This is a genomic window from Streptomyces sp. NPDC001380 (genome assembly GCF_042895785.1).
Lineage (GTDB): Bacteria > Actinomycetota > Actinomycetes > Streptomycetales > Streptomycetaceae > Peterkaempfera.
In genome coordinates this window covers 106,755-127,162 of record NZ_JBIAWP010000019.1, presented here as the reverse complement: position 1 = coordinate 127,162, position 20,408 = coordinate 106,755, and the positions used below count along the sequence as shown (strand labels likewise).

At 73.4% G+C, this 20,408-nt stretch carries 16 protein-coding genes and 1 CRISPR repeat array; of the genes, 13 read left to right on the top strand and 3 right to left on the bottom strand.

All coding sequences use genetic code 11. The features are described from left to right. Positions 1-243 precede the first annotated feature (243 nt). The 4 genes from ACFY07_RS22165 (at position 244) to ACFY07_RS22150 (ending at position 3,357) form a co-directional block, all read left to right on the top strand. Entirely contained in the window at positions 244-873 is a 630-nt protein-coding gene (locus tag ACFY07_RS22165; protein ID WP_390870884.1) for an RNA polymerase sigma factor, read from the top strand. After that, positions 870-1,889 (top strand): CU044_5270 family protein, encoded by a 1,020-nt coding sequence (locus ACFY07_RS22160; protein WP_390870882.1) that lies wholly within the window; start codon positions 870-872, stop codon positions 1,887-1,889. The genes ACFY07_RS22165 and ACFY07_RS22160 overlap by 4 nt, the downstream gene beginning before the upstream one ends. Before the next feature lie 173 nt (positions 1,890-2,062). Further along, positions 2,063-2,971: a tyrosine-type recombinase/integrase gene (locus ACFY07_RS22155; RefSeq protein WP_390870901.1), complete on the top strand. Its 909-nt coding sequence runs from the start codon at positions 2,063-2,065 to the stop codon at positions 2,969-2,971. Positions 2,972-3,138: 167 nt separating this feature from the next. Beyond that, a complete protein-coding gene (locus tag ACFY07_RS22150) occupies positions 3,139-3,357 on the top strand; it encodes a hypothetical protein (RefSeq protein WP_390870881.1) in 219 nt (72 codons plus the stop codon). A gap of 52 nt (positions 3,358-3,409) precedes the next feature. Here the strand turns inward: ACFY07_RS22150 and ACFY07_RS22145 are convergent, their stop codons facing one another. Beyond that, positions 3,410-3,703 carry a hypothetical protein gene (locus tag ACFY07_RS22145; RefSeq protein ID WP_390870879.1) on the bottom strand — a complete coding sequence of 98 codons (294 nt, stop codon included), beginning with the start codon at positions 3,701-3,703 and terminating at the stop codon, positions 3,410-3,412. A gap of 607 nt (positions 3,704-4,310) precedes the next feature. On the opposite strand from ACFY07_RS22145, the gene ACFY07_RS22140 reads away from it, so the two are divergent. From ACFY07_RS22140 to ACFY07_RS22130, 3 genes are all read left to right on the top strand, one after another. Continuing rightward, positions 4,311-4,481: a hypothetical protein gene (locus ACFY07_RS22140; protein WP_390870877.1), complete on the top strand. Its 171-nt coding sequence runs from the start codon at positions 4,311-4,313 to the stop codon at positions 4,479-4,481. Between the two features lie 136 nt (positions 4,482-4,617). Then, positions 4,618-7,059 (top strand): hypothetical protein, encoded by a 2,442-nt coding sequence (locus ACFY07_RS22135; RefSeq protein WP_390870874.1) that lies wholly within the window; start codon positions 4,618-4,620, stop codon positions 7,057-7,059. Between the two features lie 5 nt (positions 7,060-7,064). Then, the gene (locus ACFY07_RS22130; protein WP_390870873.1) at positions 7,065-8,057 is read left to right on the top strand and encodes an aminoglycoside phosphotransferase family protein; all 993 of its coding nucleotides are present in this window, start codon (positions 7,065-7,067) and stop codon (positions 8,055-8,057) included. Between the two features lie 273 nt (positions 8,058-8,330). Here the strand turns inward: ACFY07_RS22130 and ACFY07_RS22125 are convergent, their stop codons facing one another. Together ACFY07_RS22125 and ACFY07_RS22120 are read right to left on the bottom strand one after the other, a co-directional pair. Beyond that, complete coding sequence (locus ACFY07_RS22125) at positions 8,331-9,065, bottom strand: transposase family protein (RefSeq protein WP_390870871.1); 735 nt, start codon at positions 9,063-9,065, stop codon at positions 8,331-8,333. A gap of 178 nt (positions 9,066-9,243) precedes the next feature. Continuing rightward, a CRISPR array of direct repeats spans positions 9,244-9,567; the repeat unit is 37 nt; unit sequence GTTTCTATGCCCTACGGGCTTTGAAGGTGCTGCGCAC. Positions 9,568-9,794: 227 nt separating this feature from the next. Beyond that, a complete protein-coding gene (locus ACFY07_RS22120; RefSeq protein ID WP_390870869.1) occupies positions 9,795-10,541 on the bottom strand; it encodes a TetR/AcrR family transcriptional regulator in 747 nt (248 codons plus the stop codon). 185 nt (positions 10,542-10,726) lie between these two features. Between ACFY07_RS22120 and ACFY07_RS22115 the strand changes: the two genes are divergently transcribed. The 6 genes from ACFY07_RS22115 to ACFY07_RS22090 are packed head-to-tail and all read left to right on the top strand — an operon-like array spanning position 10,727 to position 20,388. Then, positions 10,727-12,409 carry a hypothetical protein gene (locus ACFY07_RS22115; RefSeq protein ID WP_390870867.1) on the top strand — a complete coding sequence of 561 codons (1,683 nt, stop codon included), beginning with the start codon at positions 10,727-10,729 and terminating at the stop codon, positions 12,407-12,409. Then, entirely contained in the window at positions 12,406-14,745 is a 2,340-nt protein-coding gene (locus ACFY07_RS22110; RefSeq protein ID WP_390870865.1) for an RAMP superfamily CRISPR-associated protein, read from the top strand. Before ACFY07_RS22115 ends, ACFY07_RS22110 begins: the two co-directional genes overlap by 4 nt. Continuing rightward, a complete protein-coding gene (locus ACFY07_RS22105) occupies positions 14,742-16,379 on the top strand; it encodes an RAMP superfamily CRISPR-associated protein (protein ID WP_390870863.1) in 1,638 nt (545 codons plus the stop codon). Before ACFY07_RS22110 ends, ACFY07_RS22105 begins: the two co-directional genes overlap by 4 nt. After that, positions 16,376-17,026 carry a CRISPR-associated protein Csx19 gene (gene csx19 / locus ACFY07_RS22100; RefSeq protein ID WP_390870861.1) on the top strand — a complete coding sequence of 217 codons (651 nt, stop codon included), beginning with the start codon at positions 16,376-16,378 and terminating at the stop codon, positions 17,024-17,026. The genes ACFY07_RS22105 and csx19 overlap by 4 nt, the downstream gene beginning before the upstream one ends. Continuing rightward, positions 17,019-19,424, top strand: a complete 2,406-nt coding sequence (locus ACFY07_RS22095; protein ID WP_390870859.1) for a TIGR03986 family CRISPR-associated RAMP protein — start codon at positions 17,019-17,021, stop codon at positions 19,422-19,424. The genes csx19 and ACFY07_RS22095 overlap by 8 nt, the downstream gene beginning before the upstream one ends. Before the next feature lie 55 nt (positions 19,425-19,479). Continuing rightward, on the top strand, positions 19,480-20,388 hold the full coding sequence (locus tag ACFY07_RS22090; protein WP_390870857.1) for an S-4TM family putative pore-forming effector: 909 nt from the start codon (positions 19,480-19,482) through the stop codon (positions 20,386-20,388). Positions 20,389-20,408: the final 20 nt, after the last annotated feature.

The following is a 20,408-nucleotide window of genomic DNA, read 5'->3' as shown; positions in this document are numbered from 1 at the left end:
ACAGAGACTTGCACGAAGAACGACTTGTGATAACAGCCTTAGCAAATCTCTCGGGACCTGGCGCCTTCCGAAGCACCGTTCGGAAGGCGCGCGTGAGGGGCGCGGCGCATCTCCGCAAGAAGAGTGGCCCTGTCATGGCTGTTATCACAAGTGAGTGCGGGATGCGGGGCTCCGCACTGGCTATCGGCAGGTCTTCGGGAACCGCCCTGCCGTTGCGGACACCAGAAGGACGTGGAGTCCTTCTTGCCCAGCCAGCAGAACCCGACCGGCGACCGCCGCGCCTTCGCCGCGCTCTTCGACGAGCACGCCCGGACGGTGCACGCGCACGCGGCCCGCGCCACCGGGGACGGAAACACCGCCGATGACGTGGTGTCACTGACGTTCCTCGAGGCCTGGCGCCTGCGGGACAGACTGCGCGGCGACGTGGTCAACCCGCGGGCGTGGCTGCTGGGCATCGCCACCAACGTGCTCCGCAACACCGCGAGAGCCGCGCGCCGGCACCGTGCGGCGATGTCCCGCCTTCCTCCCCGTGAGCCGGTGCCGGACTTCGCCGACGAGGTCGTGGGCAGGATCGCCGACGCCGCCACGGCAGCCGCAGCCGTGGCGGCGCTCGGGCGGCTGCGCCGCAGCGAACGCGAGGTCTTCACCCTCGTGGTGTGGTCGGGACTGGGCTACGCGGAGGCCGCACAGGCCCTGGGCATCCCCGTGGGCACCGTCCGGTCCCGGCTGTCCCGCGCCCGGGACAGACTCCGCAGGACCGTCGCGGCACAAGGCCCGCCAGAGCGGAGATCGAGGGAACCGGACCGCGGCCGCGGACACCACGTCCACGACAGCCGGTCGTCCATGAGGAGCCACCCGGGGAGGCAGCCGTGACCACCGCACCCGCAGACAGCCATGAGCAGGACGAGCACCGCGAGCGCCGCGAACTCGGACGACTGCTGCCACCGCCGCCCCACCCGGGCCTGCCACCCGGCCGTCTGGGCACGACCAGGGAGTTCCTGCTGAACGAGATCGACCGCTCCCACCGCGCCTCCGCCCCCACCGCCCGGCGACGGGTCCGCCTCGTCCTGACGGCAGCGGTCGCCACCGCCGCCGTCGCCGTGGTGGTGGCCACCCAGGGCAGCGGTGCGCCGGGTGAGAGGACGCCGCCGGCCACTACGGCATCCGTGCAGCTCCTCAACCGAGTGGCGCAGGTTGCCTACACCCAGTCCCAGGCGCAGCCCCGCGCCAGCCAGTACACCTACGTCAAGACGGTCGGCCACAGCACTTCACTGAGCGAGAAAAGCGACGGCTCGATGCAGCGCGACACCATCACTCAGAACCGGGAGGACTGGACGCCGGTGGACGGCGACCGGCCAGGCCTCCAGCGCAGCAGCGGCGGCGACCGGCAGACCCCCGCCCTCCACGGCGGCACGCTCAACTCGCCCACCTACGCGTTCCTGGCCGACCTGCCCACAGACCCGCAGGCCCTGCTGAAGCGGATCTACGCCGACGCCGACCTCAACCACGGACCCGGCTCCGGGTCGACCACCGGGCCGGACCAGGAGGCCTTCACCACCATCGGCGACCTGCTGCGTTCCTCCGTCGCGCCTCCCCGGGTCAGCGCGGCGCTGTACCGGGCCGCAGGGCGCATCCCCGGGGTGGTGACGGTCGACGACGCCGTCGACGCCGCCGGCAGGCACGGCGTGGCCGTCGCCCGGGTCCACGGCGGCGAGCGCTCGGAGTGGATCTTCGACAGGCGGAGCCTGCGCCTGCTCGGCGAGCGCACCGTCCTCCTGGAGGACGGCCCCTGGGGCAGGACGGGCGACGAGGTGACCTCCATCGCCGTCGTCGGCCGCGGCATCGTCGACGCCGCAGGGCAGACCCCCGGCACGAGATCGAACCCCTGATCGAAACCAGCCCGTCGCCGGCCGATCCGCCTGAAAGGCCGGAGCGGTGCGCACGTGTGCACGAGGTGACGAACGCTGCCGGTGTGCCCCGACCGGGTCAGCCCTCCCGGCGGGGCAGCAGGCTGGCGGGGCGCAGGGTGCCGGGGCCGTAGCGGACGGCGGCCGACGCCTTCATCGACTCGCTCACCAACCCGAACACCGTCCGGAACTACGGCATCGCCATCGGGAAGATCGCCGAGCGGATCGGAGAGGGCCGCCCGCTCGCCACCGTCGCCGACGACGAGGTCGGCGGCGCGCTGGAACTGCTCTGGGGCGACTCGGCGGTGAACACATGGAACGCCCGCCGCGGCGCGGTGCTCTCCTGGACGAACTGGTGTGCCGAGCGCGGCTACGACGGGCCGGCGGTCCCGGCCTGGGCGAAGCGGATGCCACCCCCGGACTCCGACACCCCGGTCCGCTCGAAGATGGCGATCGACCGGCTGATCGCCCGCCGCAACGTCCACCTGCGGGAGAAGACCCTGTGGCGGACGCTCTACGAGACGTGCGCCCGCTCCGAGGAGATCCTCGACGTCAACATCGAGGACCTGGACCTGGCCGGGCGCCGCTGCCCGGTGAAGGCCAAGGGCGCCCAGCCGAAGGTGCGTCGGCGCGGCACCGCCCGTGCCGACTACGTGCTGGAGACGGTGTTCTGGGACGCCGGCACCGCCTGGCTCCTGCCGCGCCTGCTCAAGGGCCGCACCCGCGGGCCGGTGTTCGTCACCCACCGCCGCCCCGGCCCCGGCAAGGTGCTCTCCGCCCGGGACGTCTGCCCCGACACCGGCCTGGCCCGCCTCTCCTACGGCCAGGCCCGAGCCCTGCTCGACCAGCACACCGCCCTCGCCGGGCCCGGCACCGGCTCGGACCTGCACGAGTACCGCCACTCCTCCCTGACCCACCTCGGCGAACAGGGCGCCTCCGAACTGATGCTGATGGCCAAGTCGAGGCACAAGAAGGTCGAGAACGTCCGCCGGTACTTCAAGCCCTCCGCCGAGGCCATCGCCGAGGTGACCAGCCTCCTCGCGCCCGGCGACGCCCGACGCTGATGTCCTCTTCACTTTGACTGATCACGGAAGGCCCACACGTCGGCCGCTGGTACTCGACGCCGACGTAGGCGTCGACGAAAACCACCTGGTCAGGCAGTCGATAGGACTGTCACATCCCGCGTATAGAGTCCGCCCGAAACTCGCAGGTTGCTGCTGAAGGAGCACAGGTGTCGAGAACAACCCCGCCCCGACCTGTGGACATCGCGTCCCTGTTCCCGGAGCTGGCGCCGTTGGCCCGGCAGGCCGTCCGCCTGCACCCACGTGCCGGCGTGCCGTCCGTCCACGACAGCTCCGTCGGCGGACCGCTCCTGTGGCCGTCCGACGAGCAGTGGCCGACCTGCGCGCAGGAACAACCACCACTGGAAGCCGCCCGTCTCCCTCGATGACGTCCGCCGAAGGCGGGCGCTGCTCGAAGCCGCCTGGCTCCGCCACCGTGAGTCAGGCGAGGACCTCCTCACCCCCGACCAGCGTGCCTACCTCGACGGGCTCCAAGCCGGACACCCTCCGCGCCCCGGGCCGAACGCCCTGCTGCCGGTCGCCCAGCTCTACTTCCGCGACGTCCCCGGGCTCACGGGCCCGGAGGGAGCCGACCTCCTGCAGGTGCTGTGGTGTCCTCTGCACCACGACGGCGAAGCGCTTCCCGCGGCCCGCCTCGTCTGGCGCAACGCCGCGGGCGCCGGCGAGCTGCTCACCGACCCGCCGAAGCCCGCCGACGTCGAGCACTACGGCCACTACGTTCCCGAACCCTGCGTCCTGCACCCCGAGGTCGTCACCGAATACCCCGCATCGCACGAACTCCCGGAAGAACTCGCCGACCGCCTCTACGCCTGGGGAGAAGAGCAGGAGGACGACCCGGATGCAGAACCCGGCGGTGCCTACTACCAGTACGAGCTCTCGGTCGCCCCGGCTGGAAGATCGGCGGCTGGGGCCCGTGGAGCTTCCGCGATCCCTCGCCCATGCACTGCCCGAGCTGCGAAACCGAGTACCGGCCCCTGCTCACCGTCAGCAGCGGGGAGTGGAACGGCGGAAGTGGCAGCTGGATCCCTCTCGAAGATCGGGTCCCCCCGGAGCGCACCGGTCTGCGCAGCCCCTCCGACCCGCCAATGGTGGAGATCGGCAGGGGCTACAACATGCAGATCTACATCTGCCCGACCTCGTTCGACCATCCACATCTCGAAGTCATGCAGTAAGTCCTTCACCCGGTCGTGTGCTGGGCGTCCCCCACCCACCTGTAGCGGTCAACTGACGACGGCTGGCTGTGCGATCTCGTCGATGTCTACGGCGGCATCCTCGACGAGGCCCACCAGTTGGTGGCCGGCACCCCGGCGCCCGGCCCGAGATGTGGCCGCTGCAGGCCGCCGAACCCCCGGTGCCGGACGGCACCGTGCTCTCCGAGCAGCGGCAGACCACTGTCGAGATCGGCGACCTCACCGAGGGCGTCGCGCTGCGGCTGGCCGTACGTGGGAAGGGGGGAGACCCTGCCAGGCTTCGGAAGCAGGCCCCGTCCTGAGCGAAACCGGGCTCCGCGGACGGCATTGACTTCCCCTGCCGCCTCCTGATGTGCTGACCCGTCAGGTGCGCCAGGAGTCTCAGGGGGAGAGATGGCACTGGGCAGGCGGTTTCCGCGGCCTTCGGCATTGCAGCGCATGTTCTTCGACCGCGAGGACTGCCTGGCCCGCTACGTCGAGGGGCTCGAGAAGATCGGCAACGGTCCCCGCGTCCTCAACGTCGTCGGCGTCGGCGGCATCGGCAAGACCCACCTGCTGCAGGAGCTGCGCCGCCGCACCGACCCCGCCCGCTACCGCACGGCGGCCCTGGACCTCCAGGTCCCCGAGCTGCGCCAGCAGGAGACGGCCGTCGACTCCCTGCGGACGGAGCTCGGGGCGCAGGGAGCCGAGTTCGACCGGTACGACATCGCCTACGCCACCCTGTGGCGCAGACACCACCGCGAGCAGTACCCGGCCGACGGCGGGACCCGCTTCGTCGAGCAGAGCGAGCTGCTGTCCTCCATCCTCGACGACGGGGTCATCGGCATCCCGGTCTTCGGCACCGCCACCCGCCTGGTCCGGCTGGCCCTCAAGGGCGTGGCGAACAAGCGGCGCAAGGACCTGATCGCCTCGGACGAGACCCTGCGCATCCTCGACGAGCTGCCCACCGGGGAGCTGCTGTACGAGACGCTGGCCCTGTTCGTGGACGACCTGCGGCTCTCCGGCAGCACCGCGCGGCCGCCCGTGCTGTTCATCGACGCCTACGAGGCCCTGGCCCCCTCCCCGCTGTCGGTCGGCCGCGACGGAGCGGCCGACCAGTGGCTGCGCGACCTGCTGGGCCAACTGGACTTCGGGCTTGCGGTAGTCGCCAGCCGCGAACCCCTGGCCTGGGCCGCGGCCGACCCGGACTGGCGCGGACACATCGCGACGGTCCGGGTCGGCGATCTTCCCCTGTCCGCCCGGGAGGACCTGCTGGCGGCCGGCGGAATGGACGACCGGCGGCTGCGCCGGACGATCGCCGAGGCCAGCGCCGGGGTTCCCTACTACCTCCAGCTCGCCGTGGACACCGCTGCCCGGGCCGACCGCGGCTCCGCGCCGGTGGTGAGCACCGCGCAGATCGTCCAGCGCTTCCTGCAGCACGTGGCCCCCGACGAGATCCGGCTGCTGCAGCTGCTCAGCGCCTCCAGGCTGTTCGACCAGACGATCTTCCGCTTCCTCGCCCGGAAGTTCGACCTGCCCGGCGGCCTGCTGGTGTGGGAGGGCCTCACCTCCTACTCCTTCGTCTACCCGGCGGCCGCACCGGGCTGGCACCGACTGCACCAGCTCATGATCCAGACGCTCCAGGGGCAGCTGTCCCCCGCCGTCGCCCGCGAGGTGCACCGCGGCCTCGCCGACTTCTGGACCGCTCACGCGGACGGCACGGACGACGCGGCAGCCGCCCGCACGCTGCCGCGCTCCGCGGCCCTGCGCGAGGCCGCCTACCACGGGCTCCACGCCGGCACCGCCTCCGCGGCCAACGTGCTGCGCACCGCCGACGCGGCCGCCCTGGCCGGAGGGCGCCAGGTCGTCGACGGCATGGGGGACGACCTGGCCGAGTACCTGCACGTCCGGCCGGACGCCGATGCCTCCTTCCGCACCGCCGCACGCTGCCTGGAGGTGGAAGGCCTGCTGGTGCTCGGGGACGCGACGGCGGCGATCACGGCCGCGGGGGACGGCCAGGCCGGTGTGGCCGACCCCGTCTCGCGCCGGTTGACCCTCGCCACGGCCAACGCGCTGCGGATCGCCGGGGAGAGCCGCGCCGCCCTGGCCATGTTCGAGGACATCTGGCGCCAGTACTCCGGCCCGGGCGACCTGCCCGCCGGGTTCGGCACGGCAGACCTGCTGATGTGCACCGGGGACTTCTCGGGTGCCTTCGACCTCGTGGAGCAGGTCACGGCGGTCACCCCGGCGGACGACCTCGTCATGCAGGGCGACCTGCATCGGCTGGTGCACCTCGCACACCGCTTCCTGCTGCAGCCGGACGAGGCGCTGGCGGCCCTGGGGGAGGCGGCCCGGTGCTACGACCGCGCCCAGTGGGTGATCGGGCAGGCGAACGTCCTCACCAACCGCCTGGAGATGCTCGCCACCAGCGATCCGGAAGCCGCCCTCCGTGCCGCTCCCGCAGCCCTGGAGGCGCAGCACGAGCTCGGCGCCCTGCACGAGACGGGCAAGTCGCTCACCGCGCTCGCCATCGCCGAGACCCTGCTCGACCGTACCGCCGAGGCCGCCGCGACCTTCGACGCCGCCTGCGCCGCCCTGGACCGCGCGGGCTACCGCTCCGGACGAGCCAGGGCCGAGCTGTACCGGGCCCTGCTGCACCTGCGCCAGGGGGACGCCGAGGCGGCACGGCACTCCCTGAGGTGGGCGGTCGACGAACTGCGGGCCGTCGAGGTCTACCCTTCGCTCGTGCTCCTGGCCCGGCGCTGGGCCGACAGGCAGGGCTGGGACGAGCCCGGGATCACCCGGGCCGCCGAGGCCGCCCTGCACCTGGTCAAGCCCCTGGGGTCCCTGGAGGGCTTCCTGGACCGGATGGACTCGTACCTCGACCGACTGATGGGGTAGCAGGCATGCAGTGGCAGTCCCTCTACGAGCAGGCACGCGCCCAGCAGGACCGGGCCGGCGGCTACTACAACACCAACGTGCAGGTGCGGACCGACGCCGGCGACGTCAACCTCCGCATCCCGCTCGACGGCGCGGACTCCATGGACATCCGGCTCTGGGACGAGGCCGACGTCCTGCGGACGATCCGGCCCTACGTCTCCCACGCCCCTCGGCTGCGCCACTCCTCGGAGCACCCCAGGTTCCAGGTGCAGGACTTCATCGAGGGCAGGGTGGTCAACGACTTCGCCCCCAGGGGAACGCCGGTCCCCGACCACGTGCTGACGGACGTCGCCGGCCTCACCGCCGAACTGGCACGCATTCCACGGGAGCGGGTTCCCGCCCTGCCGGCCGGATGGCCGGCCGACGGCGACTGCCCGGCCTTCGGCAGGCGTCTGGCCCAGCTGACCGAGGAGGTGCACCGCACCTTTCACGACGAGTACGGGGAGCTCTTCAAGCGGCTGGACATCCCCGATGCGCCCCTGGCCGTGGTCGACGAGCGCTGGGACGAGCTCTCCTCCCGCCCCTACCGGCTGGTCCACTCCGACCTGCACCGGAAAAACATGATCGTCTCGTCCGGCGCGACGTTCTTCCTCGACTGGGAACTGGCCCTGTGGGGCGACCCGGTCTACGAGATCGCCGTCCACCTGCACAAGATGGACTACGTCGACGCGCAGCGGGACGAGGTGCTGCGGCTGTGGCAGCTCCGGATGCCTGCGGAACTCACCGCGTACTGGCAGGACGACCTCCAGGTCTACCTGGCGCACGAACGCGTGAAATCCGCTGTCGTCGACACCGTGCGCTACTCCAAGGAGTTCGCGGCGGCCGAGGGCCGACAGGAGCGCGACCGGCTCGCACGACGCCTGGCGGGCAAGCTCAACGCCGCACGGCCGGTGTGGGGCCTGCCGGCCGACGTGACGGACCGAGGGGTCCACTCCGTGCTGTCCTCCGCGCCCTGCTGAATAGGCAGGACCGCCGGAGAAGGAAACCACGTACTGAACGTCAGACACTCGGCAATCGGTAAGGCGGCAGATCCGCAGCGCATCCCACTCGCATGGCGGGAAAGGGTCGCACAGGACAAAAGCGCTCCGCTTCGATGGAGCGATTGAGCACGGGCTGCACTGCAAACTCCCAGCCGCGGGCCGAACCTCGCCTGCCAGATTCCTGCGAGAAGCCTGCACAATCTGCTGCTACCCGGGTCAGCATCAGGGCATGAGTGAGGCTTGGAAGGTTATTCAGAACGGTCCTCGTGATCGGTAAATCTCCAGCACCGCGACCGTCGCGAGGACGGTGCCGAAGCGGTCGAGCGGTCCTCGGTAGGGCGTGGAGAGAATCTTCCAGGTCTTGAGGTGGGCCACGGCGCGTTCGACGGGGCTGCGCAGGCGGGCGTGGTGGCGGTTGGCGTCCTGCTCGGCATCGGTCAGCGGGCGGTGGCGCGGCTTGCGGTGCGGGATGCGGCAGTCGGTGCCCAGGTAGCCCAGGTCGGCGACGGGGATGCCGGTGCGTATCGCGCCGGCCAGACCCGATTTCCGGTAGGCGGTGCTGTCGTGGCGGGCTCCGGGCAGGGGCCGGCCGACGGCCAGGAGCCGGCCGCGCAGGTCGGCGGCGAGCTGGATGTTGTGGCCGGTCCGGCGGTGCTTACCGGAGTTCATGCCGGAGGTGTTCTTCCAGGCCCAGCTCGGGGTGAGGGTGCCGTCGACCAGGACGAGTGTCCCGCGGCGGATGCGCCGGGCCGGACGGGTGGCCTGCTCCAGAACGGCGGCGATCACGGGTGTCAGGGTGCGGCACAGGCGGGCGACCGTGGCCTGTGAGACGCCCCAGAGCTCACCGGCGAGCTGCTGGGTGGCGTTGTTGCGCAGGACGAACAGCACCAGCGTGACCGCATCGGCCAGCGGCAGGGCCCGGGGCCGGCCGCGTCGGCGGTGGAAGGACGGAACGGCGCGGCCGACCAGGTCCACCAGCCTCTCCAACTGCCGTCGGTCCAGTCCGGTAGTACGGTGGCACGGCAACGGCCCCTCGCTCGCAGCATCGGTTGGTGTAGGAACCCCGAACGCTACCGGCAGGGGCCGTTGTCACGCCCACCGTGAGCCACCACACGACCGTTCTGAATAACCCTCTTGGTGTATTTGATGCACCCGTTCACGCACCGCTTCTATGCCCTACGGGCTTTGAAGGTGCTGCGCACATCCATAACAAGCGGGAGGCGGCCAAGGAGCTCTGTTTCTATGCCCTACGGGCTTTGAAGGTGCTGCGCACGCCGGCCGGTACCCGGTGGACTTCGACATCAAGTTTCTATGCCCTACGGGCTTTGAAGGTGCTGCGCACTGCCGACCGACAAGTCCACCCAGCTGCGCCGTCAGCGTTTCTATGCCCTACGGGCTTTGAAGGTGCTGCGCACATGGCTACATGTACTGGTTCGGGGGCTCCCTGCTGGTGTTTCTATGCCCTACGGGCTTTGAAGGTGCTGCGCACCCTATCGCACATGAAGGGGCGTTGAACAGCACAGATGAAGATCGTCGCGCGGTCCTGCCATCGAGCCCACCTGAAGGTGTGTGGCGCAGGCCACATTCAAGGTGATCAAGCGGTTGACATGCAGAAACGACATGCGCGCACCTGACTCCTTTCCGGGCGTGGCGGACAAGGCTGTACGTGGTCCACCGCAGTGCTGTGCCGGGGATGACGGGCGGCGCGCCTGCGGCTCACCGCAGATTGGGGCTGCGGGTGAGGCCGACCAGAGTGAGGATGTCGCCGATCATGTGCTCGAAGAAGGCGTCGATGCTGGGAAAGGCGAAGGCGAGGTGGCGGGAGACAGCCAGTCCCACAGTGCCGTAGACCTGGCGCCAGCAGGTGAGCATGACCAGGACGGCTCCCAGGGGGAGGTCGGGTTTGACGGCCTGCTGGTAGACGGTGAGCTGGCTGCGGAGGACGGGTTCGATGCGGTCGTCCTCGGGATAGCGGAGGACGCCGTCGCGGATGAGGCTCAGGAAGAGCTCCCCGAAGGCGCCGCCGAGCTCGCGGGCGAGCACTTCGGGGATGCCTGCCTCGGCGGCTGCGGCGGAGGGGTGGGCGTCGCCCATGAGGAGGCTGAAGCCCGCGGGGTTGGCGAGGGACCAGGTGAGGATGGCGCGGATGCCGGCGTGGAGCTGGGCGCTGCGGTCGTCGGGGTCCTGGCGGTGGAAGGCGGCGGCGACCTCGGCGATGAGGTCTGCGGTGAGGTCGTCGTAGAGGGCGCGGACCAGGCCCTGCCTGCCGTCGAAGTAGCGGTAGAGGGCGGGCGGGCTGACGCCGACCCGGTGGGCCACGGCGGTGAGGCTGAGGCCGTCGAGTCCGTCGGCGGCGGCGATCTCGCGGGCGGCGGCTTTGGCGTCGCGGATGAGCTGCTGGCGCAGCCTGGTGCGGCGCGGGACGACGGGGTCTTCGGTACGGGCGGTTATGTCCGCTTCCACGGGTCCTCCTCGCGGCCCCGCACCTCTCGACCGCGGCACGGGTGCCGCATCGGCTGGTGTCGATTGGTGCAGACCGCTTGCGCTGATGGTGGGTCAGCCAGTTTATTGGGCTCGCAACGTTACGGTGCTTCACCGCCGGTGTCAGCCGCATGCGGTGGTTCTGTCGTGTCGAGTCGGGGGACGGGATGCGCGTACGCCTGGTGGTGTTCGAGGCATGGAACATCAGCCGCTTCATCTTCGTGACGAACAAGCGCAGGGAGATCGCAGGTGCCTCCGGGCTGATCACCTACCTGGACCGCAAGTGGGTGCAGGACGCCCTCCGCGGCCTGCACGCCGGCTTCGAGCCCGGGTGGCGGATCGAGCACCGCCCCGTGGAGCTCCTGGAGACGGGGGCCGGAACGGCCAAGGTCCTGGTGCGCGACATGGAGGAGGCGCGCCGGCTGGTGACGCTGGTGACCGGTGCGGCGTTGCGCGACGCTCCGGGGCTCGAGGTCTGCGGCGTGGTGAGCGAGGCCTTCGACTGGTCCGTCGAAGGGCAGTTGCACGGCGCGCTGCAGGAGGCCGCCGGCCTGCTGGCGCCGGTGCGGACCTCGCTGCCCGGCCCGGACGCCCGGTTCCTGCGGCTGCCGGTCGCGGACCAGTGCCGCAGCACGGGCCTGCCGGCGGAGTCGCTGATGCGGCAGCCGGACGGCTCGTACGAGCCGCGCTCGGCGGAGAGCAGCGCCAAGTGGCTGGCCTACGGCCGGCAGGAGGAGGGGGCGGGGCTGGGGCGGCTCGCCGAGCTGGCCGGCACCGAGCCGCGGGCGCTGGGGAAGGTCGTCGAGCATCTGAACGACGAGGCCGAGTGGGTCGGGGTCGTGTATGCGGACGGCAACGGCCTGGGCAAGGTGTTCGGCGCTTTCGAGGAGTGCGTCGACGGGGGGTCCAACCGCGCCTACGCCGACACGCTGCGCTCGTTCTCCGGGGCCATGCAGGCCGCGGCCCGCCAGGCGTTCGGCGCCGCGGTCGGGGAGCTGCGGGAGGCGGGCGCCGCGCTGGGGAAGGGGCGGGGGCCGGTGCCGGTGCTGCCGCTGATCCTGGGCGGCGACGACATGGTCGCGCTGTGCGCGGGGCAGTGGGCGCTGCCGTTCACCGAGGCCTACCTGCGGGCGTTCGAGCGCCTGGCCGCCGCATCGGAGGCGATCGCCGGGCCGCTGCTCAGACAGGGCCGCGTCTCGGCGCTGTCGGCGTGTGCGGGGGTGGCGGTGGTCAAGCCGCACTTCCCCTTCGACGCCTCCCAGCGGCTGGCGTATGCGCTGCTGGTGGAGGCGAAGCAGGTGAAGGCCGAGGTCGACGGGCCCTGCTCGGCGCTGTCGTTCCACGTGCTGCACGACAGCTCGGGGGCGGACCTGGACCGTATCCGCGGACAGATGGAGGTCGCGGACGGGATCCGCGGAGGCGGACCGCCCCGCGAGGGGGGCGGCGCCCTGCTGACCGCCCAGCCGTACGTGGTGGGCGACGCCCGGCGGGACGCGCCCTGGGTGCGCGGCCGCCACTGGGACGACCTGCTGCAGCGGGCCTCGGCCGTGGCCGCCCGGAGCGAGGACGGGGACGGGGGGCAGGGCGGCGACGGTGAGCGGCGGCTGCCGGCCTCGCAGCTGCACGAGCTGCGGGAGGCGCTGTTCCTGGGGCCGGACGTCGCCCAGGCGCGCTACTCCAACCTCCTCCCCCGCTACGGGGACCGCGGGCTGCGGACGCTGGGGGACGGGGCGGACAGCCTGTTCTGGCGGGAGCGGCGCACCCGGGACGGGGGGCCGGGCCGCCGGGTCACCGGACTCCTGGACGCCCTGGACGCCGACGGATTCCTCCCGGTGGGAGCACAGCGATGACCGCACTGGCCCTGAGGGCGACCATGCTCGGCGACTGGCACGTGGGCAGCGGAACCAGCCGCCACGCGCACGTCGACCGCCTGGTGCAGCGCGACGCCGACGGACTGCCCTACATCCCCGCCAAGTCCCTGGCCGGCGTGTGGCGCGACGCGTGCGAGACCGTCGTCCACGCCTTGGACGGCGGCGGCAGCGGGCCGTGGCACGGATGGCTGGTCCACCTCTTCGGCAGCCAGCCGGCGCTGGAGGAGCGCGGCGTCCTCGACAGTACGGACGGCGGCCCGCCGCGTCCGGCCGCGCTCCTCCTGGACGGGCTTCACTACCCGCCCGCGCTGGCGGACGCGCTGCGCGGCAGGCCCGCCCTGCGGCAGGCGGCGGTCTTCCTCAAGCCGGGCGTGGCCCTCGACGACGCCACCGGGCGGGCCGACGACAGGATGCTGCGCCTCGAGGAGATGGCCCGCGGCGGCACCGTGCTCACCGGCCATGCAGAGCTCGACGGCGTGAACCGGCTGGACGAGGCGCAACTGGCCTGCGCCTGGGCGCTGCTGGACGCCAGCGCACGCCTGGTGGAGGGCGTCGGCGGGAAGCGCCGGCGCGGCGCCGGCCGCTGCCGCCTCGACCTGGTCGCGCCCCCTGCCGACTGGCGCCGCCTGCGCGGCCTGCCGGTCCCGCCGCCGCTGCCGACGCCTGCCGCCCCCGCCCGCCCCGAGCCGCTGCCCGTGGCGGCGGACCGGCAGGACCAGCAGGAGGGATGGGAACTGGCGGACCTGCGCCTGGTGCTTCACCGGCCGCTGGTCGCACACGAGCGCACGGTCGGCAACGCGGTGCGCAGCGCCGGGCGCGTCCCGGGATGGACCCTGCTGCCGGCCGTGCTGGAGCGGCTGGACGCGCCCGCCGCCGCGCTCGCGGCGCGCCGGGGGGAGCTGGCCGTCACCGACGCCACGCTCGAGGTCGACGGCGTCCGGGGACGGCCGGCCCCGCTGGCGCTGCTGCACGCCAAGGGCGAGGGGACCGCCCGGTGCAACCTGCTGGCCGAGACGCCGGCGGCCGGTGTGCCGATGGAGTCCTTCGACGGGCACTACGTCGGCGTCCACCGGCCGGGCAGGCCGCTCGTCCCCCGGAGGTGCACGCTCACCGAGCACACCCACAACACCATCGACGACCGCAGACAGCGGCCCGTCAAGGAGCTGGGCGGGCTGTACACCTACCAGGCCCTGGCGGCCGGGACCGTGCTGCGCGCCCGGGTGCGGGTGCCCGCGGGCCTGCTGCCCGCGGGCTGGCAGGAGCGGCTGTCCGGGACCTGGCGGCTGGGCCGGTCCCGCAAGGACGGCTACGGCCTGACCGAGGTCACCGCGGTACCCGCGGAGGAACCGGCGCTGCGGGCGGTGCCGGCAGGGCCGCTGCGGGTGTGGCTGCTGTCGGACGTCCTGGTCCTGGATGAACGGCTGCGCCCGAGCACCCGGCCGGAGCACCTGGCCGCCGAGCTCGGGCGGGCCCTGGGCGTCGAGCTGCGGCCCGCGGACGGGGCGGGCGGGCCGGGACCGGCGGGGCGGGTCGGCGAGCCGCACCGCTCCGACCCGTGGCACCGGCGGTGGGGTCTGCCCCGGCCCTCCCTGCTGGGGCTGGCGGCAGGCAGCTGCCTCTCCTTCGACGTCGTCGCGGGGAAGGTGACCCCGGAGGCCGTGCGCCGGGTCGAGACGGCCGGTGTCGGACTGCGCCGGGCGGAGGGGTTCGGGCAGCTGGCCGTCGGCGACCCCCTGCTGTACACGGCCCTGGACGGCGCGGACGCGCCGGCCGAGCCGGCCGAGCCGGGCGAGCCGGGCCGCCCCTCCTCGGACGGGCAGGAGCAGGCCTTCCCCGGCGGCGTCCTGGAGGCCCACGGTGCGGCGGTGGCGGTGCTCGAGGAAGCGGCCTGGCGGCAGGAGATCCGCCGCAGGTGCGAGGCCCTGGCCGGCGGCGACCGCGATGCGGTGCTCGGCGAGGACCACCGCACGGTGCCCGCGTCCCAGCTCGGCGGCCTGCGGACCCTCGTCGCGCACCTGCAGGGGCCCGGCGACCGGCGGACGCGCACCTGGTTCGAGCGCCTGCGCCCCACCCCCGGCGGGCAGCGCCGCCGCCCGTGGCCCGACGGCACCGTCGAACGCGTCGGCGCGCTGCTCACCGAGCCCGGCACCGTGTGGGACCTGCTCGACCTGCCCGAGGACATGCTCACCGGCCACCCGGACCGCATCCCGGACCTGCGGGAGCGCCTGTGGCCGCACGCGGTCCGCACCCTGGTCGAGGACTGCCTGACCGCCCACGCCCGCACCACCCGCACCCGGGGGGAGGACGCACGATGACCACGACGACCACGACGGACACGACGGCCACCGAGGACGGTGCCGACCGTGCCGAGGACGCCCGGGCGGCGACGTCCCGGCTGCGGGTACGCGGCTGGCTGCGCGCACTCGCACCCCTGCACGTCGGCGGCGTCGGGCAGGACCCCAACGCCCCCCTGTCCGTGGCCCTGGACGGACGCGGCCGGCCGTACGTACCCGGCACCAGCCTCGCCGGGGCGCTCCGTTCGCTGCTCCACCCCGGCCCCGATCCGCGGACGGGCCCCCGCGGCGAGGCGGCCGGCCGGCTGTGGGGCCACGCCGAGGAACGCGGCCAGGGGGGATCGGCGAGCCGGATCGTGGTCCACGACGCGCTCGTCACCACCGGGTGCGGCCTGGACGGCGACGGCCTGCCGCTGGACATCCTGGACGCGGCACGGCTGGAGACGCGCTTCTCGGTCGGCATCGACCGGCGCACCGGCACCGCCGCCCACGGCTTCCTGCACGCCCGCTCGGTCATCCCCAAGGGCTCGCTGCTGCGGCTGGAGCTGGACCTGAACACCCGCGCGGAGACGGAGGAGGCCGACACCGCGCACCTGAAGGCCCTGCTGCACCTGCTCTCACGCGGACAGCTGCGGGTCGGCGGCGCCCGCACCCGCGGCCTGGGCCGTCTGGAGCTCGTCAGCGGGCAGACCGAGGTCCGGGAGCAGCGCTTCGACAGCGCCGCAGGCCTGTTCGCCGCCCTGGCGGGCGAAGGGGAGCGGTGGGCCCCCGCAGCGTGGCAGGAGGCGCCGGCGCCCGTCCGGCAGGTGCTGTCGGTGTCCGTCGTGTGGAACCCGACGGGGCCGCTGATGGTCCGCTCCGGCACGGACGGCTTCACCGTCGACGCCCTGCCGATGGTCGGCGCGGCAGCACCCGGGAAGGTCGCCCTGGTGCTGCCGGGCAGCTCCCTCAAGGGAGTCCTGCGCTCCCGCGCCGAGCACATCGAACGCACCGTGCGCCGCCTGGACGCCCCCGGCACCGACAACGACGACGCGCCCGAGGCCGACCGCAGCGCCGCCTTCCGCCGCCAGCTCGACCAGCTCCCCGCCGTCAGCGCCCTGTTCGGCGCGGCCCCCCTGGGGGGAGAGGACGACCCGCGGGGCGCCGGCGTCGTCACCGTCGACGACTGCCAGGCGAAGCAGCTCATGCCCGCCGACCTGTGGGACCGGGTCCACGAGCCGGCGGCCGACGAGGCGTCCTCGCCTTTCGCCGAGCTCCGCGACCGCCACCGGCTGGAGCGCGCGGACCACGTGGCGGTCGACCGCTGGACCGGCGGCGCCGCGGACGGCCGGCTCTACAGCGTCCTCGAGCCCCACGGCCTGACCTGGAGCACGATCGGCCTCACCGTCGACCTCGGGCGCCTCACCCACCGCCACGGTCCGCTCGCCGAGGCCGCCCTGGCCCTGCTGCTGCTCGTCCTGCGCGACCTGAAGGCCGGCCGCGTCCCCCTCGGGTACGCCACCAACCGCGGCATGGGGGACATCGACGTCCGGTCCGTCACGCTCACCCTGCCCGGCCGGGCCGACCCGGTGGAGCTGGAGGAGTACCTGGCCGGCGCCGAGGCGGAGAAGCTCACCGCACGCTGGTGCGACTACATCGACGGGAAGACGGCATGACCACCCTCCACGGCCGGTCGCACCCGGACACCACGCTCGCGGACGCCCTGGCGGCGGCCGGGTTCACCGGAGCCGTCGCCCTGCTGTCCTCACCCCACGAGCACGTCGCGGCCCGGGCCGAGGGGGGCCGCTGCAGCACCCCTGCCGCCGACCCCTACCCCCTGGACGCCGTCTTCGAGGCCCGCGTCTTCGACGAGGACCGGGAGCTGCGCTGGCTGTGCACGCACGGGATCCGCGGCCGGGCCGTCCTCCTCGCTGAGGACGAGGCCCTGCTGCCGGGCTCCTTCCCCGAGCGGGTGCCGCCGCTGGCCGCCGTCGGAACGCTGGACGCCCACTACCTGCTGTGGGGGCGGCCGCGGCTCGGGGGCGACGGGTGGACCGCCCTGCACACGCCGCAGATCGGCACCCTCCACGTGCCCTGCCCCGCCCCCGGCCCGGACCGGCGGCTGCGCCTGGCCGCCCGCGAGTACGTCTGCGTGGAGCCTCGGCACGGCAACGCCCACGTGGCCGAGGAGCGGCTGCTGCGCATCGAGCCGACACCGGCGGTCCGGACACCGGCCGCCCAGGCGCCGGACTCCCGCACTTCGGACTCCCCGGCACCGACCGTCCCGACACCGACCGCCCCGACCGGGAGCACGCATGGCTGAGCAGACCAGGAGCGGAGTCCTGTCCTGGGACGAGGAGGCGCAGCAGCTGAAGGTCTCCGTCACCGAGGAGGGAGGCCGTCGGCGCCCCGTCAGACAAGGTCATGACCTGGGCCCCGACCTGAAGGAGATCCCCGGGGCCGAGCTGGACGGCATGGAGGTGGACTTCACCTGGACCGGCGGCAAGATCCGTGACATGCGGCCCCGCGGAAGCACGGCGCCGGCCAGGGTGAGGACCAAGCGGGCCAGGAGCGACCGCTTCATCAACCCCTACACCTTCCTGCCCGCCACCCCCCGCGCGGCCGCCGAGGGCGACCTCGCCGACGGCGCCCCGGCCGGCCACGACCGCCTCCACGAGGACCGGTGGACCGGCCTGCTGCGGGTGCGCCTGACCACGGTCACCCCGCTGCTGCTCCTGGACCCCTCGCGGGCGCGGCAGACCGACCAGCACGGCGCGGCGCACGCCGTCCACCCGGTGCTGTACCGCAACGGCCGCGTGCACCTGCCCGCCACCTCGGTCAAGGGCATGCTCCGTGCCGCGTACGAAGCGGTGACCAACTCCCGCCTCGGCGTCTTCGCCGGGCACGACGGCAGACTCGCCCACCGGATGAAGCCGTCGGTCAGCCGGTCGATGGTCCCCGCACGCATCAGCGACGACCTGGAGACGGTCATGCTGCTGCCCGGGGACACCCCGCCCGGCGGCCAGGCGAAGCAGGGCGGGGCCCCCCTCCTGCACGCCGCCTGGCTGCCCCGCTACAAGGGCCGCCCGGTCCGGTACGAGGACGGCAGCCTCCCCCGCCACGGAGACGAGGTCGTCGCCCTCGTCGAGCGGGTCGAGCACCGCCGTCGGCGGCCCGGCTTCGACTTCTGGCAGGTCAGGTCCATCGCCCCGAAGGACGGGCCGCTGCCCGCCCGACCCGGTCCGGCCCCCCGGAGCGGCGCCTCCGCGCACCGGCCCACCGGCCGCACCAAGCAGATCCGCGGCTGGGTGTGCGTCACCAACCAGAACATCGGCAACAAGCACGACGAGCGGGTCTTCTTCTCCGACGCCGCCGGTCCCGTCGAGCATCCGCTGTCCCCCGCGCTGCGCGAGCAGTGGCGCGACACCGTCCGCGACTACTGGGCGGCCCACCAGGACAAGGACGTCCCCGAACGCGACCGCTTCGCCCAGCAGGGCGGCACCCCCGGCGGCACCCGCACCGGGGAGGAGGGAACGACCTGGAGCCCCCACCAGTACGACCCCGACTACCGCACCCTCCGCCCCGGCTCCCTGTGCTACGCCCACGTCTCCGCGGACGGCCGCACGGTCCTCGGCCTGTACCCCGTGATGATCGCCCGGAGCCTCTTCGCCCTGCCTCCCGCGGACCTGCTGCACCCCTCGCTGCAGCCGGCCCGGTCCCTGCCAGAGCTCTCCCCGGCCGACCGCGTCTTCGGCTGGGTCTCGCCCTCCGGCTCCGGCGCACATCGCGGCCGGCTCCGCATCGGGCCGGTCACCCCGCAGGACGTGGTCCCCCAGACGTTCGAGGACCCGGGCCTCCCGCTGGCCGTCCTCGGGCAGCCCAAGCCGCAGCAGGGCCGCTTCTACCTGGGACGGGGACCGCAGGGGACCGCCCCGCTGTCGAGCAGCACCCCCAAGGACCGGTGGTACGGCCCCGGGCAGGCGCTGCGCGGCCGCAAGGCGTACTGGCACCACAGCGGCCTGGCACCCGACCACTGGGAGGAGCCGACCGAGGACCGCAGCCGGACCGCCGACCGCGCCGGCCGGTTCAGGGAGTACCGCCGCCCCGACGGTGCGCACGGCCCCCAGCGCGACACCCAGAACCGCTCCGTCCTGGGCTGGATCCCGCCCGGCTCCACCTTCACCTTCGACGTCACCGTCACCGACCTCACCGCGGTGGAGCTGGGTGCCCTGGTCTGGCTCCTGGACCTCCCGGAGGGCCACCACCACCGCCTCGGCTACGGCAAGCCGCTCGGCTTCGGCAGCGTCCGCCTGCAGCTCGACCCCGACGCCTGCGCCCTGCGCACCGGGCAGCAGTGGGCGGACTCCTACCGGAGCCTCGACCCCGCCGCCGACCAGCCGCCCGCCGGCCAGGCCGGCATCCTCGAGGACGCCCGCCGGTGCTTCGCGGAGGCAGCGGCCGAGGGGCCGCACGCCGAGGGCCGCCACCTCGAGGCGTTCCTGAAGGTCGCCTCCGGGTTGGACGACGCGGCCGTGCACTACCCCCGCGTCCGCCCCCGGGACCTGCCCGCCGGGGAGCACGTCCCCCCGCACCCCGAGGGCAAGTCCTTCAGCTGGTTCGTCGCCAACGACCAGGAGGAGAACGGCCGGACCATGTCCGGCCGCGGGCAGAGCCTGCCCGCGTGGGACAACCCCCACCTGCCGTTCCACGACGAGAGATGACCACGGCTGCCCGGCGTCGCGCAGCCCTCCGCCCGACACCTCCCAGGAGAGACCCGTGACCACCAGCACCGCCGGAGACCGCACGCCGATCCCGGAACGGCAGGACCAGGACGCGTTCGTCACCGCGCGCGCCGCAGCCCGCACCACCTACGGCACCGCCGACCGCATCCGCCTCCTCCAGACCGCGGGCACCGTCGGGTTCGCCGTCGCGGCGCCGCTGCTGGCCCTGCTCTGGCCGGACGCCTCCAAGGGGCTCGCGCTCGCAGCCGCCGTCTGGCTGGTCGCCGGCCGGGCGGTCCTCAGGCCGTGGCAGCAGCGCTGGCACCAGAGAGGCGTGGTCTTCCAGGAGTACTACGACACCGGGCTCTTCGGCCTGGAGTGGAACACCGCGCTCGCCGAACCGAAGTGGCGGGTGCGCGAGGAGATCGCCGCAGGCCACTGGAAGACCGTGCCCAAGGACCGGGGCTGGTACGAGGACGTGCCTGTCGCCGCCTGGCCGCTGGACGTCCTCGCCTGCCAGATCCAGAACCTCCTGTGGTCGCGCAGGAACCACGCCGCCTACGCCCGACTGCTGTGGGCCGCCCTCGGGTGCGTGACCCTCGCCGCCCTGGCCCTCTGGGCGGCCAAGGGCCTGTCGGTCGGCGCCTTCGTGGTCCAGCTGTTCGTCCCGCTGGCCCCCGCCCTGCTCGACCTGGCCGAACTGCCCCAGCAGCACCGGAGCGCGGCGCAGGCCCGGATCCGCGTGGAGGACAGCATCGACCAGCTCTGGAAGCTGCGCGACTCCGGCCGCGAGATCACCCCCGCGGACTGCCGGGAGGTCCAGGACGCCCTCTTCGCCCTGCGGGAGTCCAACCCGCCCGTCCCCACCTGGCTCCACGAGCGCCTCCACGGGAGCACCCGGAGCGCCAACGCGGCGCGAATGGAAGGCATCCGGGAGGACATCGCCCGCTCCGCGGCCTCCTGACTCCCGGACACGCGCCCCTC

What these genes read in the sequence shown, in the direction of transcription:
- ACFY07_RS22140 (WP_390870877.1), top strand. Translation starts at nt 4,311, where the DNA reads ATGTGGCCGCTGCAGGCCGCCGAACCCCCGGTGCCGGACGGCACCGTG.
- ACFY07_RS22135 (WP_390870874.1), top strand. Translation starts at nt 4,618, where the DNA reads ATGTTCTTCGACCGCGAGGACTGCCTGGCCCGCTACGTCGAGGGGCTC.
- ACFY07_RS22130 (WP_390870873.1), top strand. Translation starts at nt 7,065, where the DNA reads ATGCAGTGGCAGTCCCTCTACGAGCAGGCACGCGCCCAGCAGGACCGG.
- ACFY07_RS22115 (WP_390870867.1), top strand. Translation starts at nt 10,727, where the DNA reads ATGCGCGTACGCCTGGTGGTGTTCGAGGCATGGAACATCAGCCGCTTC.
- ACFY07_RS22110 (WP_390870865.1), top strand. Translation starts at nt 12,406, where the DNA reads ATGACCGCACTGGCCCTGAGGGCGACCATGCTCGGCGACTGGCACGTG.
- ACFY07_RS22105 (WP_390870863.1), top strand. Translation starts at nt 14,742, where the DNA reads ATGACCACGACGACCACGACGGACACGACGGCCACCGAGGACGGTGCC.
- csx19 (WP_390870861.1), top strand. Translation starts at nt 16,376, where the DNA reads ATGACCACCCTCCACGGCCGGTCGCACCCGGACACCACGCTCGCGGAC.
- ACFY07_RS22095 (WP_390870859.1), top strand. Translation starts at nt 17,019, where the DNA reads ATGGCTGAGCAGACCAGGAGCGGAGTCCTGTCCTGGGACGAGGAGGCG.